The sequence below is a fragment of the Bacillus carboniphilus genome (assembly GCF_039522365.1).
GTDB lineage: Bacteria > Bacillota > Bacilli > Bacillales > JC228 > Bacillus_BF > Bacillus_BF carboniphilus.
This window is the reverse complement of record NZ_BAAADJ010000001.1, coordinates 12,519-34,440: the sequence shown is the minus strand read 5'-3', so window position 1 is coordinate 34,440 and position 21,922 is coordinate 12,519. Positions and strand designations below refer to the sequence as shown.

At 38.0% G+C, this 21,922-nt stretch carries 25 protein-coding genes; 2 read left to right on the top strand and 23 right to left on the bottom strand.

All coding sequences use genetic code 11. The features are described 5' to 3' along the window. Positions 1 to 3 precede the first annotated feature (3 nt). Both ABDZ91_RS00250 and ABDZ91_RS00245 read left to right on the top strand, forming a co-directional pair. Complete coding sequence (locus ABDZ91_RS00250; RefSeq protein ID WP_343795281.1) at positions 4 to 210, top strand: helix-turn-helix domain-containing protein; 207 nt, start codon at positions 4 to 6, stop codon at positions 208 to 210. Continuing rightward, positions 207 to 923 carry a hypothetical protein gene (locus ABDZ91_RS00245; protein WP_343795279.1) on the top strand — a complete coding sequence of 239 codons (717 nt, stop codon included), beginning with the start codon at positions 207 to 209 and terminating at the stop codon, positions 921 to 923. Before ABDZ91_RS00250 ends, ABDZ91_RS00245 begins: the two co-directional genes overlap by 4 nt. A 340-nt stretch (positions 924 to 1,263) precedes the next feature. On the opposite strand, the gene ABDZ91_RS00240 is transcribed toward ABDZ91_RS00245, so the two are convergent. From ABDZ91_RS00240 to ABDZ91_RS00130, 23 genes are all read right to left on the bottom strand, one after another. Continuing rightward, on the bottom strand, positions 1,264 to 1,419 hold the full coding sequence (locus tag ABDZ91_RS00240; protein ID WP_343795277.1) for a hypothetical protein: 156 nt from the start codon (positions 1,417 to 1,419) through the stop codon (positions 1,264 to 1,266). A 199-nt stretch (positions 1,420 to 1,618) separates the two neighbouring features. Continuing rightward, a complete protein-coding gene (locus ABDZ91_RS00235; protein ID WP_343795276.1) occupies positions 1,619 to 2,308 on the bottom strand; it encodes an N-acetylmuramoyl-L-alanine amidase family protein in 690 nt (229 codons plus the stop codon). Between the two features lie 147 nt (positions 2,309 to 2,455). Beyond that, complete coding sequence (locus ABDZ91_RS00230) at positions 2,456 to 2,689, bottom strand: holin (RefSeq protein WP_343795274.1); 234 nt, start codon at positions 2,687 to 2,689, stop codon at positions 2,456 to 2,458. Beyond that, positions 2,690 to 2,974, bottom strand: a complete 285-nt coding sequence (locus tag ABDZ91_RS00225) for a hypothetical protein (RefSeq protein ID WP_343795272.1) — start codon at positions 2,972 to 2,974, stop codon at positions 2,690 to 2,692. Between the two features lie 18 nt (positions 2,975 to 2,992). Further along, complete coding sequence (locus tag ABDZ91_RS00220; protein WP_343795270.1) at positions 2,993 to 3,220, bottom strand: hypothetical protein; 228 nt, start codon at positions 3,218 to 3,220, stop codon at positions 2,993 to 2,995. Then, positions 3,220 to 5,007 carry a LamG domain-containing protein gene (locus tag ABDZ91_RS00215; RefSeq protein WP_343795269.1) on the bottom strand — a complete coding sequence of 596 codons (1,788 nt, stop codon included), beginning with the start codon at positions 5,005 to 5,007 and terminating at the stop codon, positions 3,220 to 3,222. The genes ABDZ91_RS00220 and ABDZ91_RS00215 overlap by 1 nt, the downstream gene beginning before the upstream one ends. Before the next feature lie 3 nt (positions 5,008 to 5,010). After that, positions 5,011 to 8,301, bottom strand: a complete 3,291-nt coding sequence (locus ABDZ91_RS00210; RefSeq protein ID WP_343795267.1) for a DNRLRE domain-containing protein — start codon at positions 8,299 to 8,301, stop codon at positions 5,011 to 5,013. A 15-nt stretch (positions 8,302 to 8,316) separates the two neighbouring features. Next, the gene (locus tag ABDZ91_RS00205; protein ID WP_343795266.1) at positions 8,317 to 11,451 is read right to left on the bottom strand and encodes a phage tail tape measure protein; all 3,135 of its coding nucleotides are present in this window, start codon (positions 11,449 to 11,451) and stop codon (positions 8,317 to 8,319) included. Between the two features lie 167 nt (positions 11,452 to 11,618). Next, on the bottom strand, positions 11,619 to 11,900 hold the full coding sequence (gene gpG / locus ABDZ91_RS00200) for a phage tail assembly chaperone G (protein WP_343795264.1): 282 nt from the start codon (positions 11,898 to 11,900) through the stop codon (positions 11,619 to 11,621). A 43-nt stretch (positions 11,901 to 11,943) separates the two neighbouring features. Then, positions 11,944 to 12,522 carry a major tail protein gene (locus ABDZ91_RS00195; RefSeq protein ID WP_343795262.1) on the bottom strand — a complete coding sequence of 193 codons (579 nt, stop codon included), beginning with the start codon at positions 12,520 to 12,522 and terminating at the stop codon, positions 11,944 to 11,946. After that, positions 12,523 to 12,855, bottom strand: coding sequence for a hypothetical protein (locus ABDZ91_RS00190; protein ID WP_343795260.1), 333 nt, complete (start codon positions 12,853 to 12,855; stop codon positions 12,523 to 12,525). It abuts the gene before it with no gap. Next, a complete protein-coding gene (locus ABDZ91_RS00185; RefSeq protein ID WP_343795258.1) occupies positions 12,852 to 13,217 on the bottom strand; it encodes an HK97-gp10 family putative phage morphogenesis protein in 366 nt (121 codons plus the stop codon). Before ABDZ91_RS00185 ends, ABDZ91_RS00190 begins: the two co-directional genes overlap by 4 nt. Positions 13,218 to 13,242: 25 nt before the next feature. Continuing rightward, entirely contained in the window at positions 13,243 to 13,539 is a 297-nt protein-coding gene (locus tag ABDZ91_RS00180) for a head-tail adaptor protein (RefSeq protein WP_343795257.1), read from the bottom strand. After that, complete coding sequence (locus ABDZ91_RS00175; protein WP_343795256.1) at positions 13,536 to 13,820, bottom strand: hypothetical protein; 285 nt, start codon at positions 13,818 to 13,820, stop codon at positions 13,536 to 13,538. Before ABDZ91_RS00175 ends, ABDZ91_RS00180 begins: the two co-directional genes overlap by 4 nt. A gap of 13 nt (positions 13,821 to 13,833) precedes the next feature. Then, complete coding sequence (locus ABDZ91_RS00170; RefSeq protein WP_343795254.1) at positions 13,834 to 15,120, bottom strand: phage major capsid protein; 1,287 nt, start codon at positions 15,118 to 15,120, stop codon at positions 13,834 to 13,836. Positions 15,121 to 15,132: 12 nt separating this feature from the next. Further along, positions 15,133 to 15,780, bottom strand: coding sequence for an HK97 family phage prohead protease (locus ABDZ91_RS00165; protein WP_343795252.1), 648 nt, complete (start codon positions 15,778 to 15,780; stop codon positions 15,133 to 15,135). Next, a complete protein-coding gene (locus ABDZ91_RS00160) occupies positions 15,773 to 17,020 on the bottom strand; it encodes a phage portal protein (RefSeq protein ID WP_343795250.1) in 1,248 nt (415 codons plus the stop codon). Before ABDZ91_RS00160 ends, ABDZ91_RS00165 begins: the two co-directional genes overlap by 8 nt. Before the next feature lie 4 nt (positions 17,021 to 17,024). After that, positions 17,025 to 18,773: a terminase large subunit gene (locus ABDZ91_RS00155; protein WP_343795248.1), complete on the bottom strand. Its 1,749-nt coding sequence runs from the start codon at positions 18,771 to 18,773 to the stop codon at positions 17,025 to 17,027. Next, positions 18,770 to 19,096, bottom strand: a complete 327-nt coding sequence (locus ABDZ91_RS00150; protein ID WP_343795247.1) for a hypothetical protein — start codon at positions 19,094 to 19,096, stop codon at positions 18,770 to 18,772. The genes ABDZ91_RS00155 and ABDZ91_RS00150 overlap by 4 nt, the downstream gene beginning before the upstream one ends. A gap of 104 nt (positions 19,097 to 19,200) precedes the next feature. Next, positions 19,201 to 19,884: an HNH endonuclease signature motif containing protein gene (locus ABDZ91_RS00145; protein WP_343795245.1), complete on the bottom strand. Its 684-nt coding sequence runs from the start codon at positions 19,882 to 19,884 to the stop codon at positions 19,201 to 19,203. A 2-nt stretch (positions 19,885 to 19,886) separates the two neighbouring features. Continuing rightward, positions 19,887 to 20,321 (bottom strand): hypothetical protein, encoded by a 435-nt coding sequence (locus tag ABDZ91_RS00140; RefSeq protein WP_343795243.1) that lies wholly within the window; start codon positions 20,319 to 20,321, stop codon positions 19,887 to 19,889. 38 nt (positions 20,322 to 20,359) lie between these two features. After that, complete coding sequence (gene terS, locus ABDZ91_RS00135; RefSeq protein ID WP_343795241.1) at positions 20,360 to 21,088, bottom strand: phage terminase small subunit; 729 nt, start codon at positions 21,086 to 21,088, stop codon at positions 20,360 to 20,362. 254 nt (positions 21,089 to 21,342) lie between these two features. After that, complete coding sequence (locus ABDZ91_RS00130; RefSeq protein WP_343795239.1) at positions 21,343 to 21,903, bottom strand: tyrosine-type recombinase/integrase; 561 nt, start codon at positions 21,901 to 21,903, stop codon at positions 21,343 to 21,345. Positions 21,904 to 21,922 lie beyond the last annotated feature (19 nt).

Sequence of the window (21,922 nt, the reverse complement as noted above, 5' to 3'; positions counted from 1 at the left end):
AACATGGTCATTTGTTTAATTGGGGTCTATATCAAACAATCTCGATACTCACGAAAAGAAATATGTGAGATATTCGAAATATCTCAGAATACACTATCGAATTGGAGTACGGGTAAAACATATCCATCTGTACCACAATTGCTGAAACTTGCTAAGCTGTTAAACGTAAAATTGGATGACCTGTATAAATTAAAGGAGGAAGAGAATTGAAGAAAGTAGCCTTATTAATACTTGCCACGCTTTTCCTGGCTGGCTGCTCAAAAGAAGCTAGTTTAATACACGATGATTTTAAAAAAGATACTGATCAAATAGTTGAATTGATTGAAGGAGCTAAGGCTGAAAAAAGAGAGCTAACTGAAGAGGAGTTAAATTTACACGAGAAATTCCACAAGAAGTATATAGCAGGGAGTTTTAGTGATGGCTCAGGAAATTCATATGAAATGAACGACCTTGAAAAAGGAATTGTAAGAAAGATAGATGATTTAATCTTCTTTTTAGATGAAAATGTGGGACTAGCAAGTGAAGAAAGTAATTACGATAAAGTTAAAAAACAACTACATGAATACATGGAAGCAGACTCTATACCAGAAAGTTTAGTAGGTAAATATCCAACTTATGTGAAATATGATGGAATTCATCCTCAATTTAAAGAAGACACACTTACCTTAATAGAGATATTTGATGATATAATGTTGACCAATAATAATGGTGTAGGTCAATGGGAAATAGATAAATTAGAAGATTACACTTCAAAATATTTAGGAGAAGGATTTGAATCCGATGGTGAACATATCTTAATGAACGAGGAAATGCACAATATATACATGGTCTTCTTTAGTTTGAAGTATGATTTGAAAGAAAGTAAGTTATTTAACCACACAATTGAAGAATATAAAGAAGTAAGAGATTTATTGCAAAACTAAATGTAGAAGAAAGTATTGTGGATAATATGTTTATAACTATCAAAGTTAGACTCAACATTGAAGGTAGCAGAACGGAGAGTGTAGGTTCATTTCAGGTTAATCAATGAGAATATAAAAAGGACCCGGACTGGAAAGCTGCCATTATTGCTTATGAATGGATCAATAAGATTAGATCAGAAACTGGATATCTTAAGACAGAAATTCTTCTAGTGACGTATAACGATAACGATATTACAGATCTTGTGAAGAAAGCAAGACCTATAATTAAAGATGATTTGCCTTTTTAAAGCCCTCAATATAATGGGGTTTTCACTGTTAATTTGCAAATTTTATTATGAAGTCACTTAGACTTATTATTTTTTTGTTTCATTTCAACAAGTTCATTGACAATTAGATGTAGCCTTTTAGCTTTGGGTGAATTGCTTCCTAAGATTCGAACGGTAAAGTAATATTTTTCAATTGTTTTTTGGATTATCACATCTAGTTCTTTGGACACAACTACCACTCCTTTGAAACTGATAAAAAAGACCTATAATCAAATTATAGACTTGTCCTAAGGTAAGTTCAATTACGATTTGTAAAATTTTCCAAGTGCTTCAACGTAAAAAAGCCCCTCTCGGTTGAAGGGCTTTTTTTGTAGTGATTCTTGGTGGAATAGTATAATTTCCACTTTTAATACTTTTTATGCTTCCTTATTACTTAACTCTAAGAACTTGTCCAACATAAATGGTGTAGTTGTCATCAAGGTTGTTCCATTCTTTTATTTGGTCTATTGTGCTTCCGTAAGTTCTACTTAAAGAGTATACGGTATCTCCTGAAACTACAGTATGATACACAACCGTACTTTTCTTAGGTAAGTTAAACGCTCTTGCTACACCATTTGCATGCCCACGTGCAATATTTTCAATGAATGAAGCTTGTTTTAGCTTATTAGCATCATTCACATTGTCAATGAAGCCATTCTCTGTTAAAAGTGCTGGCATTGCTGATTCCCGAAGCATATGGAAGTTAGCTTGCTTCTGACCACGATCATAGAAATCTACTTGTTTCATTACTTCTTCATGAATAATGTCCTGGTAAGTCGTAGTTGGAGCACTCACACCAGGATAAATATAGTCTTCGTACCCTGTCCCCCCACCAGCATTGATATGAACAGATAGTAAGAAATCTGCTCCCCATGCATTTGCTGCGTTAGTTCTTTCAGTTAATGAAACTGTCTGGTCCCCTGTTCTACTCATTAGAATGGAGATATTATTATACTCATTCAATAAGATATCTCGAATCCTCGTTGAGATTTGCAACGTGAGATTCTTCTCATAAAGACCATTTCCTACTGCGCCTGGATCAGTACCACCGTGTCCTGGATCAAGAAACATTTTTACCATAATTTAATCACCTCTACTATTATTTTTACTGCATCTTTATATAGTGGCCTGTACAATTCGGCATATAATCACATTTGTATCACTCCTCTCTTAGGAAAATAAAGAAGCCACTCACATTGGAGTAGCTTCTGGCCAAAAACTATTCATCTATTTTTTCGTGACTATTTTAGACTGATCAAACAGTCCTGCAGCTGACAAACCTATCATCAAACCAAACATGATTTTTTCCTGAAGAGTAGCGACATCAACATAAAAAAGACCTGCAATCAATCCCAGTAATACTGAGAGAGCAGGTAGAAACTTAACAGGAATAATATCCATCTTTTTCACAAACTCAGTTAAGGCAATCACAACAGCTATTACAATAGCAATCTCAAACATTTAATTTTCCTCCTTTTTATCAATAGCATCTAAGCGTTTGTGCGCTTGCTTTGATGATTCTTCCACCCTAGTAACGCGCTCACCTAACGCTTGCATTTGCTTCTCATTGGCCTTTAAATCAATCTTAATATCATCTACACCTCTACGAATGTAACCAAGCTCAGCCCTTAGTTCCGCACTTTCTTGGCCATCGGATCTAATGACCTTTGATTTGTTTAGGGAATAAGCTAGTATTGCTGTAATTACTGAGATAACCGATATTAAAACCCCTACTTCAATTGTCATAAATTGCACCATCCGTTTCTAAACTATTTTTCCGACTATAACGTTGTTAATTACCATCACTCGGTCATTTGGTGCAGGAGTGTAGCTCTCAAGGTGTGTGTACTTTTTGACCGTTGGTTTTGTTTCTCCATCAAAAACTAAAGAAGGTCGACCGCTAGTGTAGTTAGGGTCAACCTTCGCATTTCTTGTTATCTTTTCTGGTTCTTCATTACCAAACATTTTCACAAATTCATCGGGTTTAAGCATTAGATAGTCACAACCCTTCGTAGGCTATGTCTCATCTTCCCACCTGCTCTCAGTGGAATTGTCCATCCTGTTTCAGCGTATTTACCTGAAATCCCAAGTTTGGAGTAGTTCAGCTGCACAATGTCATTGTAATCGTGCATAGGCATTATTGCCGTATCAAACTCAACCTTTCCATAAACTTGGGACGCTTCAAAGGCAATACGCTGAACATACGCATCCAGAGCTTGCTGGTCAGCTATGTTATCCACTTCTCTAGCATCAACAATAATTCTCCCTCTACTAATAGTGCTTGTTGGACTGTCAGGATTATCGTTCGTGTATTTAGATACCAATGGCTCACGTTCCGGGTCAGAAAGAACCACAATCCAACTGTTAAAGACTCCGAATGTGTCTAATTCTTCCGTCATACCAGGAAAGGTTACGCTTAGATCATCATCCTGATAAGTGTACTCTGCTGAACGAACGGAAGGACTCCGATAAGTGGAGCTTGTGAAATAACCATTCGGGTCATCTATGATGGTATTAAAGTTAATGGCACTTAACAGCTCATTAACCGCTTTTAGTTTTTCCACTCCAGGAGCCCAATCTTTATCGGTTGGAAGTACTTTGTCGGTCTCTTCAATATTGTGCTTAGTAATGCCTGCGCTTGCTAGGATTTCGATAACGGCATCTCGGTAGTTTGTTCCTGCAGTAACGGTGTATCGTTCTAAGAACTTATCATCACGAAGGATTTGAGTTAATCCATAGGCCTCAACATCACGATACACATTATTATTTTGGTCAGAACGAGTTGGGCTGTTGAGTAAAAAGATACCTAATGGGAAGTTAATCCATGATGATGGGATGGTTTCAATCTCGTTGCCATTTTTCTTCCACTTGGCTCCGTATATGGTTCCATTGTTTCCGTTTGAAGTGCTGTCATATGCGATAGTTCCAGTACCTTCGTTGAACCGCCATAAACCTTCTAAACTTGGCTCGTCTCCTTTTAAGTATTTATTTGTATAGTCTTGTAATTCTTTTTGAGACAAGTTTTTATTCCAAACATGAACGTAATCTATTTGACCTTGATAATAATAGTCTCCACCTGCTCCTCTTTTAGCAAAATATAAATCAGCCCCTACGCCACCAATGCCAACACTAGTTGTTTGGCTTGCAAGTAAGATTCCATTTTTAAAGATATTTAATATTGAACCGTCATAAGTAAAAGCAATAGTTACCCATTCATTTGGCGCTAAGTTGGCATTATTTGTCGTCAGCCCATTATTATGGCTTGTATTACCTATCCAAACATTTAATTGGCTATTATTTAAAATGCGAAGTGTATATCCAAACGGCGCGGTTGAATTCCACTTATCTGCAACAATCTGTGTTGAATTTCCTGCCAATGTTGGTTTGATACGAGCTACGACTGTTATTTTATTTTTGTGGTTGTTTAACACTGCGTTATCAAGAACTCTAACATTGTTGCTTATACCATCAAACTCTAAAGCATAATCGTCATACTTTCTCTTAATCTCAGGAATCTTCAACTCTACAAACGGCTGAATCCTATCACTCAACCAATTTATCTCCCCATCATCTTTCATCTTGAATCGTGCTGTCCTCTTAATTGAAGCAAGGGAAGCCATTGAGACTTCCCCACTTTCTACAGTATCTAAGGTTTTAATGAATTTATCCTCTTTGTCCAGCAGATCATAACGAAATCGGATTCGTCTAGGTGCATACTTACCATGAAGAGCATCTTTTACTTCTTGCTCTGTATATCCACCTCTAGCTAATGGTTGCATAACCTATACCACCTCACTATAAGAAGTACGTCTAACTTTAATCTCTGTAGCATAACCCCAGGATTCGTCGGTTAATGGGAATTGTGTAGCAGTTCCAAATAGCCTTCGTCCTCTTCCATCTCGGTAACAAAGGATATTTCTAGATTTTAAGAGGCGTTCCAGGATAATGTGTTCTCCTGATTCCCTCATAATTTTGATTGTAGCGTTAACTACATCATCCTCATGTTCGCTAAATTCTGTTACGGGGTCAGGTCTACCAGCAAATTTCATGTAGGCTGCATCTGTACTCCAATCTTTGGAACGTCCTCCACCATCAAGCTTAAAGTTATGAATACCTTCTGGATCCGTTACATCATGCAACCATACTCCTGTAAGTTTAATAGATTGTGAGACTACTACACTCTCGGAGTATGTTCCGTTGTCTCCCCATGTTCTCACCTTATACTCATAAATCTGATCACTGGCTGGTGTGTAATCGATAAAGGTTCCATCAGTTGGTATATTCGTTGCAATTCTCTTAAACTCTGTCTCACCTTGTTTTTTACGGAAGATAGAGTTATAGCTTACGTTTGGCTCGGTACCGCTTGGAACAGGATTATCTATAGTTAATACAATTGCCCCTTTGCTGTTATCAACGGTGGGAGTTACAACCGGTACAGCTGGAGGCGTATAAGATACATTTACATCTACTGAAACAAAATCAGACCATATACCATCAGCATTTCTACTGGCCAATTGTACCTTATAACTAGCTCCATTCTGAAGGTCAAATTGAACGGTCTCTGCTTTGTTTGTGCTGTTTTTAATAGATTCCCAAACTAAAGTGTTGCCGGAATCTAAAACCTTTAGGTGATAATCAGTCTGGCCACTACTACTCCATTGAACAGTTGGGTTTGCGATTGATACCGTTGCCCCGTTTGTAGGATTTGTAATAGTCGGGTTTGACGGTTTATCTCCGGCAAAGAAAACCGCTATCGTACTATATGGTCCTGATAAATCAGCCTGGTCATAGGTTCTGACTCTCCATTCAATTGTTCCTCGAGGCAAAGTACCGGCTGGCATGTCGTAATATTGATTCGATGTAACTTGAGTTATCGTGTTCCAGGTCGAAGCACCTTGTAACCGCCATTGGAAGTCAAATTTTGATTGAGCATCATTATCTGGATCATTGTGCTGCCATGAATAACGAGTCTGTTTCGCACGGTCCTGTGTTGTGGTAGGTGATAGGTTCGTTGGTGCTGTTGGCGCTTGGTTATGTTGTATTGTGAATACCCCATCCGAATAATCCCACTCGCCATAGGATGTTCCGTCATAAGCCCGAATCCGGATTTTACATAACGATGATTGTGGTTCGTTTATAAAATCATAATCATACGTTGTCGCGCCGGCGGTGGTTAATGCCACAATGTCTTTCCAATTTGCGCCATCGTCGGTGGTTAGTTGTATTTGATACTGAATCCCGTCAGAACTCGACACATCCATCACCATTTGTACTTGAAAATCTGTTGTTTGTTTTTCCCAAGTGTTATTTCTAAATATGGACATTCTATCGACTAATGTTACTGTCGAACTACCATAAAGCGTCGTGCTATATGTTGTTTTTGCGGTGACGACAATCGCATAATTTGTATCGGCGTTAAGTTGAACTGGCCCAAACTCAAATTCTACTATTTCATAGGTTCCAGTTGTAAAGTAAGAATGATTACTTTCATAAATAACTGTTGTCGGTAATAAGTTACTGTCTACGTTATATATACCTATATCAAACGATATAGTTGTTCCAGATGATGGCGTTGATAGTTCCAAATAAACTTTTTTAAGATTACAACTAGCGCCGTTAGGTGTTTTGAATGGTTGAGATACTTTGTTCACATAACCTGAGCCTGTCCGAACTGTCATACTTTGATTGTTGGCTTGGTTTGTCACCCCTACTGTTTGTTCTGACGCGTCATTGTCAATTGATTCGACCCACTCCACCGTATGCAAACTATTCCACGTTTCCCCGCCGTTTGGTGTAATTACAGTCGGTGCGGTTGGTGGAACGTTGTAAGTGACTGATATTTTAGGTTCTTTACCAGCGTATTCTGATGAATAAAAATACTTATATGTTGATGTTCCTCCGCCGTTCTCACCTATAATTCGGAACCCGTAATTCGGTATTACGTTTTTAATCCACCTATCAACCATGTCTTTAACTTGCCACGATTCGTAAACGTCCGGCGTTCCAGTGACAAGTATACTAACCTCGTTGCTTGTGTTTCCCCCGGGGAAGGCTCGTGCAGTCAATGTAGTCTCGTCCCATGAAGCTAGAGCCTCCTGTACAGTAACTGAGCGGGCGATGGTGTTATATGCATTACTAAGACATAAAGAAAAAAGAGCGTCTGTTACATCTGCCCCGGATGGAATAGAACTAAAATCGAATTCCACAAATGAGTAATAGTTATTATCACCATTCGTACCGACCCGAAGGTATTGCTCCGTTCCGTAATTGTTATCTGGCCATCCGGAATATACATAGGTGTCCTTACCATTAACCGGTTGAATTGTAACAGTCGGGTCAATCTCAATAGGATAGGATAATCCGGAAACATCGGCAACTAAATCAACATAAACCTTCCCATTCTCCCGCCTTACTAACTGGTCAACGTCCCTTTCTGTACCTGCTGCATCTTTTAACCAGGCATTCATTAGACGAAGTTCCCCAGCGGTTAAGTCATCCTTTAAAGGTCCTTTAACTTCAAAACTAAACTTTGAAGGAGCTCTATCAGTTTTTAGAATGATAGTTTCCTTGATTCCTCTATCAGTTAATTCTAAATTAACGTCGGCATCGTTCCAGGCATCTTGATAATCAATGACGTTCTTTTTGTCGTTGTCCACATAACCCTTAGCCGGACTTGCTCCAACTGGAATAAAGGAAAGTCGGTCTTGCCCCTTACCGATTGTGTAACCACGTTTAAAGTTTCGAGGTAGTTTCGCTTCAAACGGCACCTTTAAGCCCTGATAATCGAATAAATCCCGATTTAGACTATTGCTCGCTTTTGCTGCTCTCGCTTTTTCACGTGCCTCTTTGAATCGCCCGGTAGCATGTTTATTAACAGGGTCATGAAAACTATCTAAATCTGCCTCATCGTAAAGATCCGTATTGATGTTTTGAAGGTTCCCATTTTCATCCTCATAATGAACAAGACCTGAATGAATCTCAGTGGTGTACGAACCATCGAAATTGATCCAGGTCTTAGAGTTTGGTGATCGCTTGTTAATCATTTCACCGACTTTGAAGTTTTGCGTTGGCATGGTTTACCTCCTTTCTTACTGTGAATTATGGGCTTGTTCTAGTCGGTTAAAGAAATCATTTATAGTTCTTATTTCTTCTAAATCAGAAGCTGGGATTGTGATATTAAATCTATTGTGAACAACGCTTGAACTTGAACTAATTGAAGTAGAACTTCCTCCTTTTGGTTGGTTCAACATTCCCTTCGTCTCTGTAGCAGTAAAGACCTGAGCACCTTTTGGAAGGTAAACTAGCTCTGGTCCCTCTTCTCCAACAAGTGCTAATCCGTTGTATGGATGATAATCCGTTCCATCCGCATAAGCTGCGATTGATGGGCCATTCTCAACTCTAGTAATAACTGGTTTATAAACTGGTCGGCTTAACTGCCTTTCTAATTCATCCAGGTAACTTAAGTTTGCTTCTATGATGACATCCTTGTAGACAGTTTCACCTGCAATTAAGTTTATGTTTTCCATTTCACCTTTGGCTATTTTCAATTTTTCAATTTGACCGTTAATGCTAGTGATCTGCTCGTTGTATTCGAAGGTCGTTAGTTGGTTAGCAGCATAAAGCTTATCAATTTCGTTCTTTTGCTCTTGGAGTCTATAGAGCTCATTTGTAAGGGTCTCTAGTCCTTTACCCTTTTCAGCATTCAGTCCCACGGTACCAAGTATAATTTCTTCATACTTACCTGTTGCAGCTTCTAATTGTTGAAGTTCCTCGTTGTTTAAACCTATAGACTCTGCCTTTTTTATTATGCGATTATTTAATACTTCACGATCTTCTTTCAAAACCTCTAAGGATTCCTTTAATCCCTCTAGGTTCATTTCACCTTGGCGAATTTCATTTGCATTCAATTCATTGCCTTCGGCTTTTAACTTGTTTATACGTTCTTGTTCCTCTTTTATAAATCGATCAAGTTCTTCAATTTCTTTTAAAAGTTCTCGTTGTTCTTCTTCAGCCTGGTTCATTTCGTAGACAAGAGTTTTATTCTCTTCTCTTAATTCTTTTTCTTTTTCTAACCTAGTTATAACCGCTTGTTCAGCTTCTATTTTCAGTGTTTTTAATTGTTCTTGATTCATTGCTCTGATTGCATCTGTGTTCTCTGCGTAGGCAATTCCTTGCGATGAAATAGCTTTCTGAGTCTCTGGTGCCATTTCAATTATTTTTCCATTAAGGTCCACAAATTCTTGCATTTCATCATTAGTCAGACCTGACTTTTCAATGAGTTCTTCTTGTTTTACTTTTATTTCATCTAGTTTAGATGGTGTTGATGTTCTTTCTAACTCTGCCTGTAGGTCTAGAAATTTTAACATTTCATCATTGGTCAGCCTATTTCTTGATTGTAAATTATCAAAACGCTCTATCATTTGATCAGTCTGACTAACCTCTTCTTGAGTGGCTGCTAAATCTTCCAGTGAGACTTTGAAAGCCTTTGTCTCATCCTTGGCTCCAATAAATGCTCCAGCAACTAATCCAACTGCACTAATGACTAGTCCAATTGGTCCCAATGCAGCTTTCATCGCTACCCCTAATAATGGCATAACACCTGTTGCAGTTCTTGCAGCTACTGTAGTCGTACCAATGGCAGCAGTGAGAGAACCGAATCCTGTAATCAACCGTCCGCCGACACTTAATACAGGACCTGCTGCTAAAGCTATACCACCTAAAGTTAAAACTACATTCCTACCTTCTGGGGATAAGTCGTTAAATGCATCGGTCACATTTGTAACAACTTCTGCCACTTCTGGTAATATGTTTTCTGCAATGTCTAAAAGCTGATTACCGACTGGAAGCATATCCTTTTGCAAGTCCCGCCAAACGGATTGTAAACGAGTGCCAAAGTTGTCATACATCGCTTTTCCTGCGTCCTTTGTTGCACCCTCAACATTACCGAACTGATCTGTGGTAGTGCCTAATGCGGCTATAACATCTTTTTCAAGGTCTTCAAATTGGGTTCCAAATAGTGCTACCCCAATTTCATTCTTTTTGAGTGGATCTTGAACCTTTGAGAGCTCTTGTACAACCTTTTTAAAAGATTTCTGTGCCTGGTCCCCACCCTTGGCGAAATTCAAAGACATTTCTTCAGCATTAAGGTTCAAGTCCTCGAATGCTTGATTGGTTAGATCAGACCCGTCTTTTGCCCTGATGTTGAATTCTTTTACTGCATCTCCGACTTTATCGAGGTTGAATGCACCCGATTGTGCACCAGCTGCTAATGTATTGAAAAATTCTTGTCCGGAAAAACCCAAAGCCTTAAATTGAGGCGAGTATTCGTTGATAACATCTAAAAATTCACCAGAATAGTCTAATCCTTTTTGGAATCCTTTGGTTATATAATCAAATGCTTGATCAGCAGTTAGACCAAAATCTTTCATCAATTGATTAGCTGAACGAGTCACTTCTGATACATCTTTTTCAAAGGTTTCAGCAATCGTTAGAGCATTCTCAGTAACAGCCTCGAGTTGTTCAATTGGAATATCTCTCATGTTCCTTGCAACTATCGATACTGCTGCTCCCGCTTCTCCTATGTTTTCACCGAATCCATTTTCCCAAAGATTTTGTCCAATTTTGTTTAATTTCTCTGCTTCATCTGCAGTTAGCCCTAACTGAGCTTGGATTTTCCCCGCTGCTAGATCAAAGTCTAAAGCACTTTTAAAAGCAGCTCCTCCAAAAGCAGCGATTGGTAGTGAAAGTTTAGTAGTAAGATTGTCTCCCAATTCTGTTGTTTGCTGGCCTAATTCTCTCATTCTTTCGCCAGATTCATCCAGTCTACTTCCTAACTCTCTCCAACTGTCAGATTGTTCTTCTATTAGTGTGTTGATGTCTTCTAATTGGGATTCTGTTCGCCTCATGGTAGCAACTGCTTGGTTATAGCGAATGAGAAGATTTTCTGTTTGCCTGGAGTTTTGTCCTGTAGCAGAAGCACTTTGTTCATATTGGCGTTTGAGTTGTTCAACCTTTTCACGTTGAAGATTGAGGACATTGGAGAGGTTCTGAGAACGGAATCTAAGCCCCTCTAAACTCTCATCAAACTCTTTATTGCCTGCTCTAGCAGCATTAAACTCACTATTTAAGGCCTTTATTTTTCGGTTAATATTCTGTACTGACTGAGTAAAAGAGGCTTCCTCCAGAGAAAGTGAGACTCTTAACGTTCCAACTTCTTCTGTCATCTCACCTACCTCCTACCATAATTGGTCTATAAACGCTTGTTGTTCTTCTTTTTGTTGCAATTCTAAGTAAAATCGAAGGTCCATTTCATCAATTTCCTTCAAAGAAATTCCGTTTTTCAACAAAACTCTGTAGGTATTTTTAAGATTTTGATAGAGTTCACGTGGGTTTATTTTTTTTTACCATCAGGGTCGTTTATATCAACAAATAAAATTCGTAATATTTCAGTCATTAGTTCTCTGCGGTCTACACCGTTGTAGAATTCATCTAGCGTGAACTGATTTCCAAAAGAAAGACATACCAGTTCAACTAGTTTGTCTGTTTCATCTGGAGACAACCTTCTAAAATCCATTGTCAGTTGATATTCAGCTAATTTTCTTAACACCAATCCTGGAATAAATGCAGTAGTAAAAATTTTTTCTTCACCATTTATTCTTAAAGCTATATTCATTTAATTCATCCCTTTCTAAAAAAGAGCGGTCAAATGACCGCTCTTACACTGTTGTTGGTGGTGTTTCTTTATAAACTGCTGTAAACCAATTATCAATAATTGTTGGATCCGTTACAGCTGCATCATCTGCATCCACTTCTACTTGCCATTGATCATCATGTTCACGTTTGACAAATACCCCATTGATGGTTGGTGTTTGGAATGAAGGTGTGTCACCTTTTGTTTGGTAATTTTGTGTGTGCGGTTGGAATTTCCCTTTATACAACCAAACATACCGATATTCACCATTAGCCTTTTCGGAACGGAAACCAATAGCTACATATGGTGCTTTGTCTGATGCACTACGTACTAGAACGCCTTCTGAATTAACAGAGTGGCCTAATAAATCAGCTTGTGCAACCTTCGGAATATCCTTTACGTTTAATGCTACTGTCGTTTCTCCTAATGTAGAGACAGTCTCAGAAGCTCCATCGTCAGCATATAATGTCGCACTATTTACTGTAGGGGTTATAGTTGCACTGATTGCTGAAGCTAATTTTTTTGGAGTTTCATAAACAACGCCAGTACCATCATCACTTGTTAAAATTGAGTAATATAAATCTTTTAATCCAACTAATGGCATTTAGTTTTCCTCCTTAGAATAAGAAAAACGAAGAACCTTGTGATAGATTTTCGTCTCTTCTTCATAAAATTCAGTTTCATGGGTCCGTCTGAACCCTATACCTTTTAAGAGTTGTTTGGTCTGCTGGACAATATTGTTGTAATTGCCCTTTGACCACACATCCAATTGGATTGAATGCGAGGTTATATCCTCGTCATCATCCGCATTCAACGCTGAACGTTGATTATATTCAAAAAACGTAATATAAGTGGTGCTTTCTCCTTCATAAGTTTGGAAATCTACTGGGATACCTAGTGGTTGCAAAGTAGACAAGATTAGGCTATTTAAACTCATATGCGTAACCCTCTTCTGATTACATTCATCATTGCCATTTGTACTTGCTCCTTACATGCCTCAAATGCTGGTTGAGCAAAAGGGTGAGCTGGCATTTTTGATGTACCAAATTCTAAAAAATGCGCATAAAAAAAGTCCTTATGAGGACCAACGTCAAGTGTGCCATTTCGAATTGCTGTAATAATAATATGGTCAGCCAAGTGTTCCCCTTGAAAAGAAGATCGCGGAGCCAATTCCTCCATTTTTACTTTTAACACTTCTGCCCCAGCATGGAGCGCTTCCCTTGCTAATTCTTCGGTTATTTTAAAACGTTGTTGAAGATTTGAGAGTAATTGACTCATACCTGAAAGTTCCATTGGCATGTTTTACTCACCCGCTTCTTTCTTCTTAATAACTGGAACAGGTCAACTCCAGATTTTTTGAATCTACTTCGTACGTTTTAATGATTTTATAGCGTTTCCCTTCAAATTCTAGGTGGGATTCATTTTGATATTCCCCCGCCCATACTTCAAAGAGAATTTCAGGTTTTATTTCACTGCGTGCTGCTTGATAAAACTCAGTACGAGTGACTGATTTCTTTGTTGCAAATACTTCTTTTTCCACTAGAACAACATCTTCTTTAAAACCATCTGAATCCTCTTGAGAGACGACCTCAAGAAGTCTAACTAGTTTGTCTTTCCTCAACTCGTCACCCCGCTGTCATAGGTTAGTTGTGTGAGTAATGTATGAAAAGCAGGAGAAAATTTAGTTTCTCCCCCGCTTGTTCCCCATAAATCACCAACACCCATTACTATTACTCCTACAGCTAAAGGATTACTAGAAATAGTTGATTCAGAAACACCAGCTCCAAGCATATAAGACTTTACCGCAAGCAACTTCTGATTTAAGACACCATCAAATGCAGTTGTCTCTTGGGTTATATCTAAACCCTTTTTACATTCAACCAATAACTCAGCATCAGTCAATTAGAACACCGCCTTAAACAGTTGCAGCCTTCTTAATTAGCACGACTCCATTTCGATCAGCAAGTTTACCATCAGCAATTAAAGTCGACTTGCTAATCCATTCATCTGTATCATCACTGAAGTAACGTTTGAATGTCATTTGCATGTTGCTGTTTACCATGTAATCAGAAAGCTTACAGACAATACCCACAACATCACCTGATACCGCATCATCAACAGATGAAAGGTAATCTTCAATTGCCAATACATCTTTACCAAGTAATTTCTCTTGCTGAGTTCCATCAAGCCCATATGTTACACGAGCAATTGGTTGGCCAGTTGAATCAACCATACCCTCAATATATTTAGTCCAGTCAGCATCAGCCATAATTAAGACTGCACCATTTCTGTATTTGCGAGGTAATTTACCAAATACAGAGGTCCAAGTTTCATATTTACCGAAATCTGCAGCAGCTAAAGTGACAATTTGTTCTGCTGGAATCGCTGTATCTTTAGCAATACCTAACGGTTGGCCAACGCCAGTACCATTGATAATAGCTTCTTCAAGCGCCACGATCATAGCTTCGTAAATGTTTTCTGTGACTGTTTGCTCAAATACAGGCAATGCGACAGTTCCTGCAACTAACTCAACAGCAACACGACATTGTAATTTGTGATATGAGAAAGTAATGGCACCGCTTGTTGTTTTCTTTTGTTTGTCAGACATGGTGCCTGCAGCAACCCACGTAGCCGCTGGTTTTGCATTTGATAGCGGAATTTCTACACCGCCTTGGAGGCTAGTTTTAGTAACCCTTGACCAAATACGACCATGATCTTTTAACTTTTCAACAATCTTATTTAGAATAGTTGTTGGTAATACAGCTCCGATATCACCAGTCCCCGTAGTGGCATCAGCACGAAATTCAAGGTTATCTGAACGAACGCCCTTTGTTACATAGTCCATAAAGGCAGAGCGATATTCAGGAGTATCAAGCTTATCAACCGAACGTTGATTAGGTTGTTGTGGGTTCCCTTGGTTAAATCCATAGGCACCCATTACATTTGTTACCCCAACTGGTTGGTTGCGTTGTTGAGGGTTTCCAGGCTCTTGACTACGTTGTTGTGGGTCGCCATTAGGCTCATCATCATCTGGCATTTCATCAATCATGCTTCTCATTTCTGCAATTTCACCATTAAGAGTGTCTAATTCCGCATTGATACTGCGTAATTCTTCTACAGTTGAAGCAGCACTAGATTTTGTTCCAAGTTCCTTTTTTCTTTCCTCTTTTTTCTTTAATAAAGCTAACAGTTTCTTCTTCATGTATGGTTCACCTTAACCTTTCATCAAAATTTCATTTTTTAGTTTTAATATTTCAAGCTCGCTGTTCGAGTTATCCAACTGAGACCGGGCATTTTCCAATGCCTTTGCTGCGTTATCCAACACAGACTGGTCACGAGCATTTATGTCAGTTCCCGAATATGCCGGGAAATTGACAGCACTAACCTCTATTACTCTTGAAATCTTTTGAATACGCCTTGTCGGCATGTCGCTTTCAAGGTCTTCCCATTTCTCTTCATCAACGAAAAAAATAAAAGACATCCCATTGATGTCCTCTCTTTTTACTGCACTATGAAGAGCTCTTGCCTCACTATTATTTTCAACATCGAGGCTAGCTTTTATATATAAACCTCTCTCATCCGTGCGTAGTTGCATGGTTGAGTTACCATTGTTTCTCCTACTTCGGGCAAGAGGGATTTTTCTTAGATCATGGTTCACACTAAATAAAACATCATCAAAATCGCATCCATCAAAGGCTCCTCGTTCAATTACTTCTTGGAACCAGCCTCCGATATTCGTAATTTGATCATATATGGCTGGATGACCTTCGATATAATTACCATCATCAACCGCACGAAGATCCGCAATTCCAAAATTACGTTTTACAGGCCCTGTTTTTACTGGAAATTGGTTTTTACTCATCCTCAATGCCTCCTTTTCCATTGTTTTTTCTACCCATTTGATAGGCGTTTGCTAAACTCACATCGATATAATTGAGGGACATGGTTCTTCTATCTCCATCTGGAATTGGGGGATACCCCAAAAGAGCCAATTTTTGATTATCAGAGAGAAGCCCTTGTTCACCAGCAGTCTTTAAGAGATTAAGTTTGGCGTTTGTACTCAGGTACATCATATTTTTTTGATAGAAAACAATCTCATTTCCGAAATCAAGTTCTCGCTGAGAAAATAAAGTCTTGGAAAAGGCCTGTGCAAAACTCAGAATAATTGGTTCAAGTGTCTTTTCATAGAAGGCTTGATATTGTTCATCGGTAAAATCCCCACTTAAAATAGGTACAGACACACCATAATATCTGAGAATCTTATTTTCCAAGAATTCTAATGTGTCTTTATCAATCAGTTTGATATCGGGCTTAATGGGAATGTAATCACCCTTTAAATCCATAGGCATAATACCAGTTTTTCCACTTGCAATAGCAGTTTCGAACTTCTCCCGCTCCGCTTTTTGATTAGCATCATCGAGCATTGTATTGATTTTTAATATCCCTCTAATTGAAAGACTAGTTTTGATTCCTTTTTCCAATCCTTGTAACATACTGTCGTTAATCTGCAGCACTTTTAGCAAGGCTTGATTGTCTGGCTGTCCATCTATGCCTCCACCCATTATGTCATTCACTGAGAATTTTTTTCGTAAATGAATAACATCGGAATAAGCTAAGGTGAACTTAGTTCCATTATCAAATTGGAATTCAATGAAAATTTTATTCGTCGAATCTTGCAGAAAAGTAACCACAGTAGGATTTAATGGGTATAGCCCGATAAATTCTTTAATGGTCTCTCCTCTTGAGTTGGTACGAAATTCATAAATCGGATAAATAAAAGCATTACAGTTCATGAATAATAGCCAGATTATTTTTTCAAGAAAGTCTCTAGTCGTCATTAGTTCATTAGGTGCGAACTTTAATAATCTGTTGAGACTACTCTTTACTGTCACCTGCATACCATCAGGATTGGTACGTATATGTTTGGGAATAAGCTTACTAATTTCACTGGCTATAACATCAATACACATTTGCACAACATCCGAAGCATAAACATTCTGACCAAACTGAGAAAATATTGGACTGTACCCATTCAAAAGCTTTGCGTATTCCAACTGCTTATTACTAGAAAACATATTTTTAAATAAATCTTTAAAAGCCAATACATCACCTCCCTACTAGTGAAAGGAATTCCGTTCGGTTATCAATGTAAACCTTGTAAGCAATGATCATCGTCACAGCACCATCAATCTTCTTATCTTCTTTACCCTGGACTTTAACAGGCATGATTTCCATCTTTGAGTTAATATTTAAAGCTGTATTTTCTAAACACCACTTATCGATAGGATGATTGTTGTAGTTAATAAGATTACTTTTCAAATCTGCTTCTACAAGTTTCATAGGTTCTGACATACTGCCCCAATCTTGACTTACTCGAACACAATCAAACCCATAGTCCTCCATTTCCTTTGACCAATAAATAGCTGACCATTTGTCATAGCCAGTTTTATAGACCCGAATACCATAGTCTTTAAATAGTTTTACAAACCATGCAGTAACTAGACTAAAATCATTTTCGTTACCTGGAGACACAGCGATAAGGTCCTGTCTAATCCATTCCTTAAACATTTCTCGGTCTTCACGATTTAATTCTTCTAACTTTGATGCAGGAATAAAATATTTGGTCAACATATATTTCTTTTGGCTACCTGGTTTCATTAAAAGTATCCTAGCATCGGCTAAGTCGCCAGATTTCGAAAGGTCAACTGCTCCAATTGCGAATCCGTTACGGAATTCTTCAATATCGAAGGTCTCTTCATTTTTGATGTCCTCAGGAGTAAGCCATGCAGAAGCGTTATTCTGTTTGATATTAAAATCCTTAGATAAAACGAATACCCGCATAGATTTACTAGTCTTTGCTTCTTCAATCATCTTCCTAAGGAAGCTTCTTTTCTTAATCACTCCATTACCAGGATTCGATTTGTCCCATGATTTCTCATCTTGCCACACTTCTTGCTCACTATCCTGTGTATAAAGCCAGATTAACCATCTAGGTCTTTCTAGTTCACCATTTAAAACTTGTCTAGCTTCGCGTAACCGTTCGTCAAGATACCCTTCATTTATGACACCTTCTGTTGTTAGTTCAATATAAAGTGGTTCATCTTGAGTTGATACCGCTTGTCGAATTGGCATGGTGGATGTATTGTCTTTCAACTCATGGACCTCATCAACTGCGCCCACCTTAATATTTTTTCCTTCTTTAGCACCTGTTTTTGCAGATATCTTTTTAATCTGTCCTTTGTTTTTATAGCTAAACTTGCCCGTCTTCTTTGGCTTCTTAGGGTTTCCAAAGAAAATACCCTTGATATTACTTCTTGTTACATTCGAAAGGGTCTTACTTTCCTCTCTCATTGAGTTAATTGCTTGAAACATTAGATCTGCTTGCTCATAATCGTTGCTTGAACAAAGGATTCTTGTACCCATTTCTCCACAAAAAAACTCAGCTAAACAAAGAGCTGAGATTAGTGGGGTTTTTCCATTTTTTCTGGCAACCAAGAATAAAATATCTTGATAAAGCCTTACATATCTATTGATTTCTTCATCAAATATTTTAAATATATAAATTGCTTCGACAAATGCCTTTTGAAAAAGCTCCAGTAGAAAGGGTTTCCCAGCAAATGGTGCTTCAAAATGCTTACACTTTGTCTCTATAAATTTAATCCGTTTGTGTCCATCGGTAAAATCTATTTTAATTTCTGGATCATCAAAATGAGTAAGTAACTTGTCTAGCATCATCATTAACTCTTGCCCAATTAAAATATCTCCAGATTTACACTTACTGATATACTCCAAAAGATAGGAATGAGTGCCCTCAAATTCATAAGGGTTATTTAGAGGGTGTTTAACTAAACTCATTCAAACTCACTCAATTCATCTTCATCCTCAATCATGTTCTTATTAAGAACACCATTCAAAGTTTTCACTATTACAGCATAGCTATTCACGTTTTTAAGGTACTGTTTGGAGGCTTCAATTGGCTTTTGGAGCTCCAGATGCTCTGGATGGATTTTCACCATGCCTGTTTTTGACAATGTTTCCTTGAGGACATAGTTTTCTGCTTTTAGAAAGGCAGCATCCTCACAAAGTCCTTCAACTAATTTGCGCTTCGATTCCTCAACATCTGTGAAAATCTCAGATAACTTTGCCAATTCTTTTTCGTATTCGGCCTTTTTAGACATGATTCAAACCACCTCCATCTATTTTCAAAATTTTAGCCGTGTGTGAAAAAAGGGTCCCCCCCTCGGTCCCCGAGGGATAAAAATATTTATAAGACCGGGGGGGTTTACTCGGTGTAAGAAGAAAACCACTTTTCAATGTATCCCTTCCATTCGTCTTTCCTATATTTCTTTTCTTCGTCTAACTCCAATCTTCTTAAGCATTCATCTTTATTAACATTACAGAAGACTAACTCTGCTCCTAAATCTTCTGCTAATCTTTCTCTCTTGTATCTGTCAGCATAACCACCAATAATCCAGGCATCATTCCATTTCCCGAACCTGGTCTTGATGTTATCTATTAACTTATTATGAATGCCTATCACATTTGTAAATAAGTTGTCAGGCTTATCATATTCAGGTAGTAAAGATACTGCAGCATATAAGTTATCCATGTCTACGACTAGATCACCACGACTCATGTTCTGCCTAACAAATGTTTTTTTTCCACTCATTGGTGGACCATAGACTACATAAACCTTTCGCTCACCACTGTAACCAAAGCGCTTATGTTCCTTGTTATGACAGTCAAAGCAAACCAGTTCTATTTTATCTGAATTTAAGCTAATCATTCTGTCGTGAACATTTTCAGGAGTAAGCTCGATTGTATGGTGACCAATTATGTCCCTAGATTTAGGAATAATCTTATGGCACCTTTCACACTCATTCCCTCGTTTATTGATTAGTTGCAATCGAAGAGTAATCCACTCATCTGAAGCATAGAACGATTTAAGGATTGAATACTTAGCCATTTTTACCCCTCAGTGTTTAGTAAGGTTTGGATGTGTTCGGTAACTCCTTTGCGATTCTTACCTTCTTGTTCTGCTTTAAGTAAATCCTTTAGTCCGTCCTCGCCTATTTCAGCTGTGATTTGACTATTAACCTCTTCAACCGTTCCTTCAAGGGTTATGGTTTTATTTTTATTTAGAGGCAGAACTGCTTCTCTAGGTTGTAAATTCACTTGCTCACCTTCTGGATCACCTGCATACCCCACTAAATCTTTATAATCTACAATATCTACACTATTAGGTACTAACACAATCTTAACCCCAGACTTTTCTTCCTCTTCACGTACCAGCTTAGACAGTAGCTTAAACTGTGCTTCATCTAATGGTCTATTAGCTTTAAACACTAATAAATTCTCAGTTTCTTTTACCACATTAGCTTTAACTTCGTCTTTTCTTGCCATAACAATCTACTCCTCTTAAATAAAATAAAAAGACATGTTTACCATGCCTTAGATTTAACCGCCTTTATATCTGCTCTAAGTTTTTCTGCTCTTAATCTATGCTCTTCCTTAACATCATTCGGAGGAAGAGTTCTAATTAACTCTTCATATTGTTTTATTTTAGAGGTCAATGCTCTCATTGCTGCAGCTTGAGCAGTTAGAAGTTTTGCCTGCTTGTCCCAGGCAAATTGAATCTCATACTCTCGTTCCCCTTGTGTCTCAACAAATTCCTCAACTACTTCCCCATCATCGTTGATTCTCTCAACTTTTTCTTTAAAGAACTTTTCTTTCTTTAATTCTTTTGTCATATCGTCTTGATCCTTAACATACATCAACTTCTGGGCACGAATAAAATTTGTGAATCCAATAAGAATTTCTTCATAGAGAATATCAAGTGTGCTCATTCCTTCTCGAGCAGCATCATATATTTCCTTTAGCTCATTATCATTAGGAAGCCACTTACGAAACATACCATGCTTTACAGCGTTTTGATTATCTGGCGGAGCCCCTCCACCTTTATTACCTACAGCATTTTTATTCCGGTAAGGTGCACCTCTTTTATTAGGTGTATCAGGAATCTCTTCCCATTTGTCTACGCATTTCCACTTTCGAATTTGATTCGCACTAACTCCTAACTCCTCAGCAATCTCTTTCGGTTTCTTTTCTCTACCACTTTTCAACCATATTTTTAAAGCTTTTAATCTTTTAGGACTTGGCTCTCTAGACACGTCATACACCCACCTCCAAGCTTAATTGAGTTTGTTTTCACGTTTTTAAAAATCACCCCGCAAATGGAGCGCTAGACACCTTAAATTTGATTTAAATTCATTGGAGGCACTTCGCTATGTTTTCTCCTAATATCTGGTTCTAGAGTGAATCATAATATATATTCTGTTGCACTCATTGAATCATAGAAATCTATTGGTAATATTACTTTTTTCTCGCTTTCAGAAAATGAGTGCCAAACTCTTTAAATTGTGTTTCACCCAAGTCTTAAAATAGCTGCATCCATCATGTCTTGAGTGACCCCAATGTAACGTAAAGTAATCGTTGGATCACTATGGCCATACATTTCCATTAGTAACACTAGGTTACTAGGATCTTGTTTATATAGTTGGTAACCCCAGGTTTTCCTCATGGTGTGGCAACCTATTTCCCTAAGTCCAAATTGGCGAGCTGCATCATTCAACATTTTATATGCAGTACTACGGTCAAATGGTTGCCCTCTAAGTCTGCTTTTCTTCTTAATTTGCCTACTTGGAAACAGAAATTCATCATCACTCTTTCCAGCAATATATCTACTTAGGTCTTCTCTGATTTCTGGATGAATAATGAATCTCTTTTTATTTTTATTTTTCCGCTCTTGAATGTTAACGTGTGTCCCTTTAACCATTCCAACACGTAACATTCTCAAATCACTTACCCGTAGACCACTATAGATTCCAAAACAAAAAAAGAGGTAGTTTCTTAAACTCCTTAACTTTAAATATTGTTTTATCCCATCAATGACTTTTGGATCTCGGATAGGTTGAACAAAATTCATTTCATCTACTCACCTACTT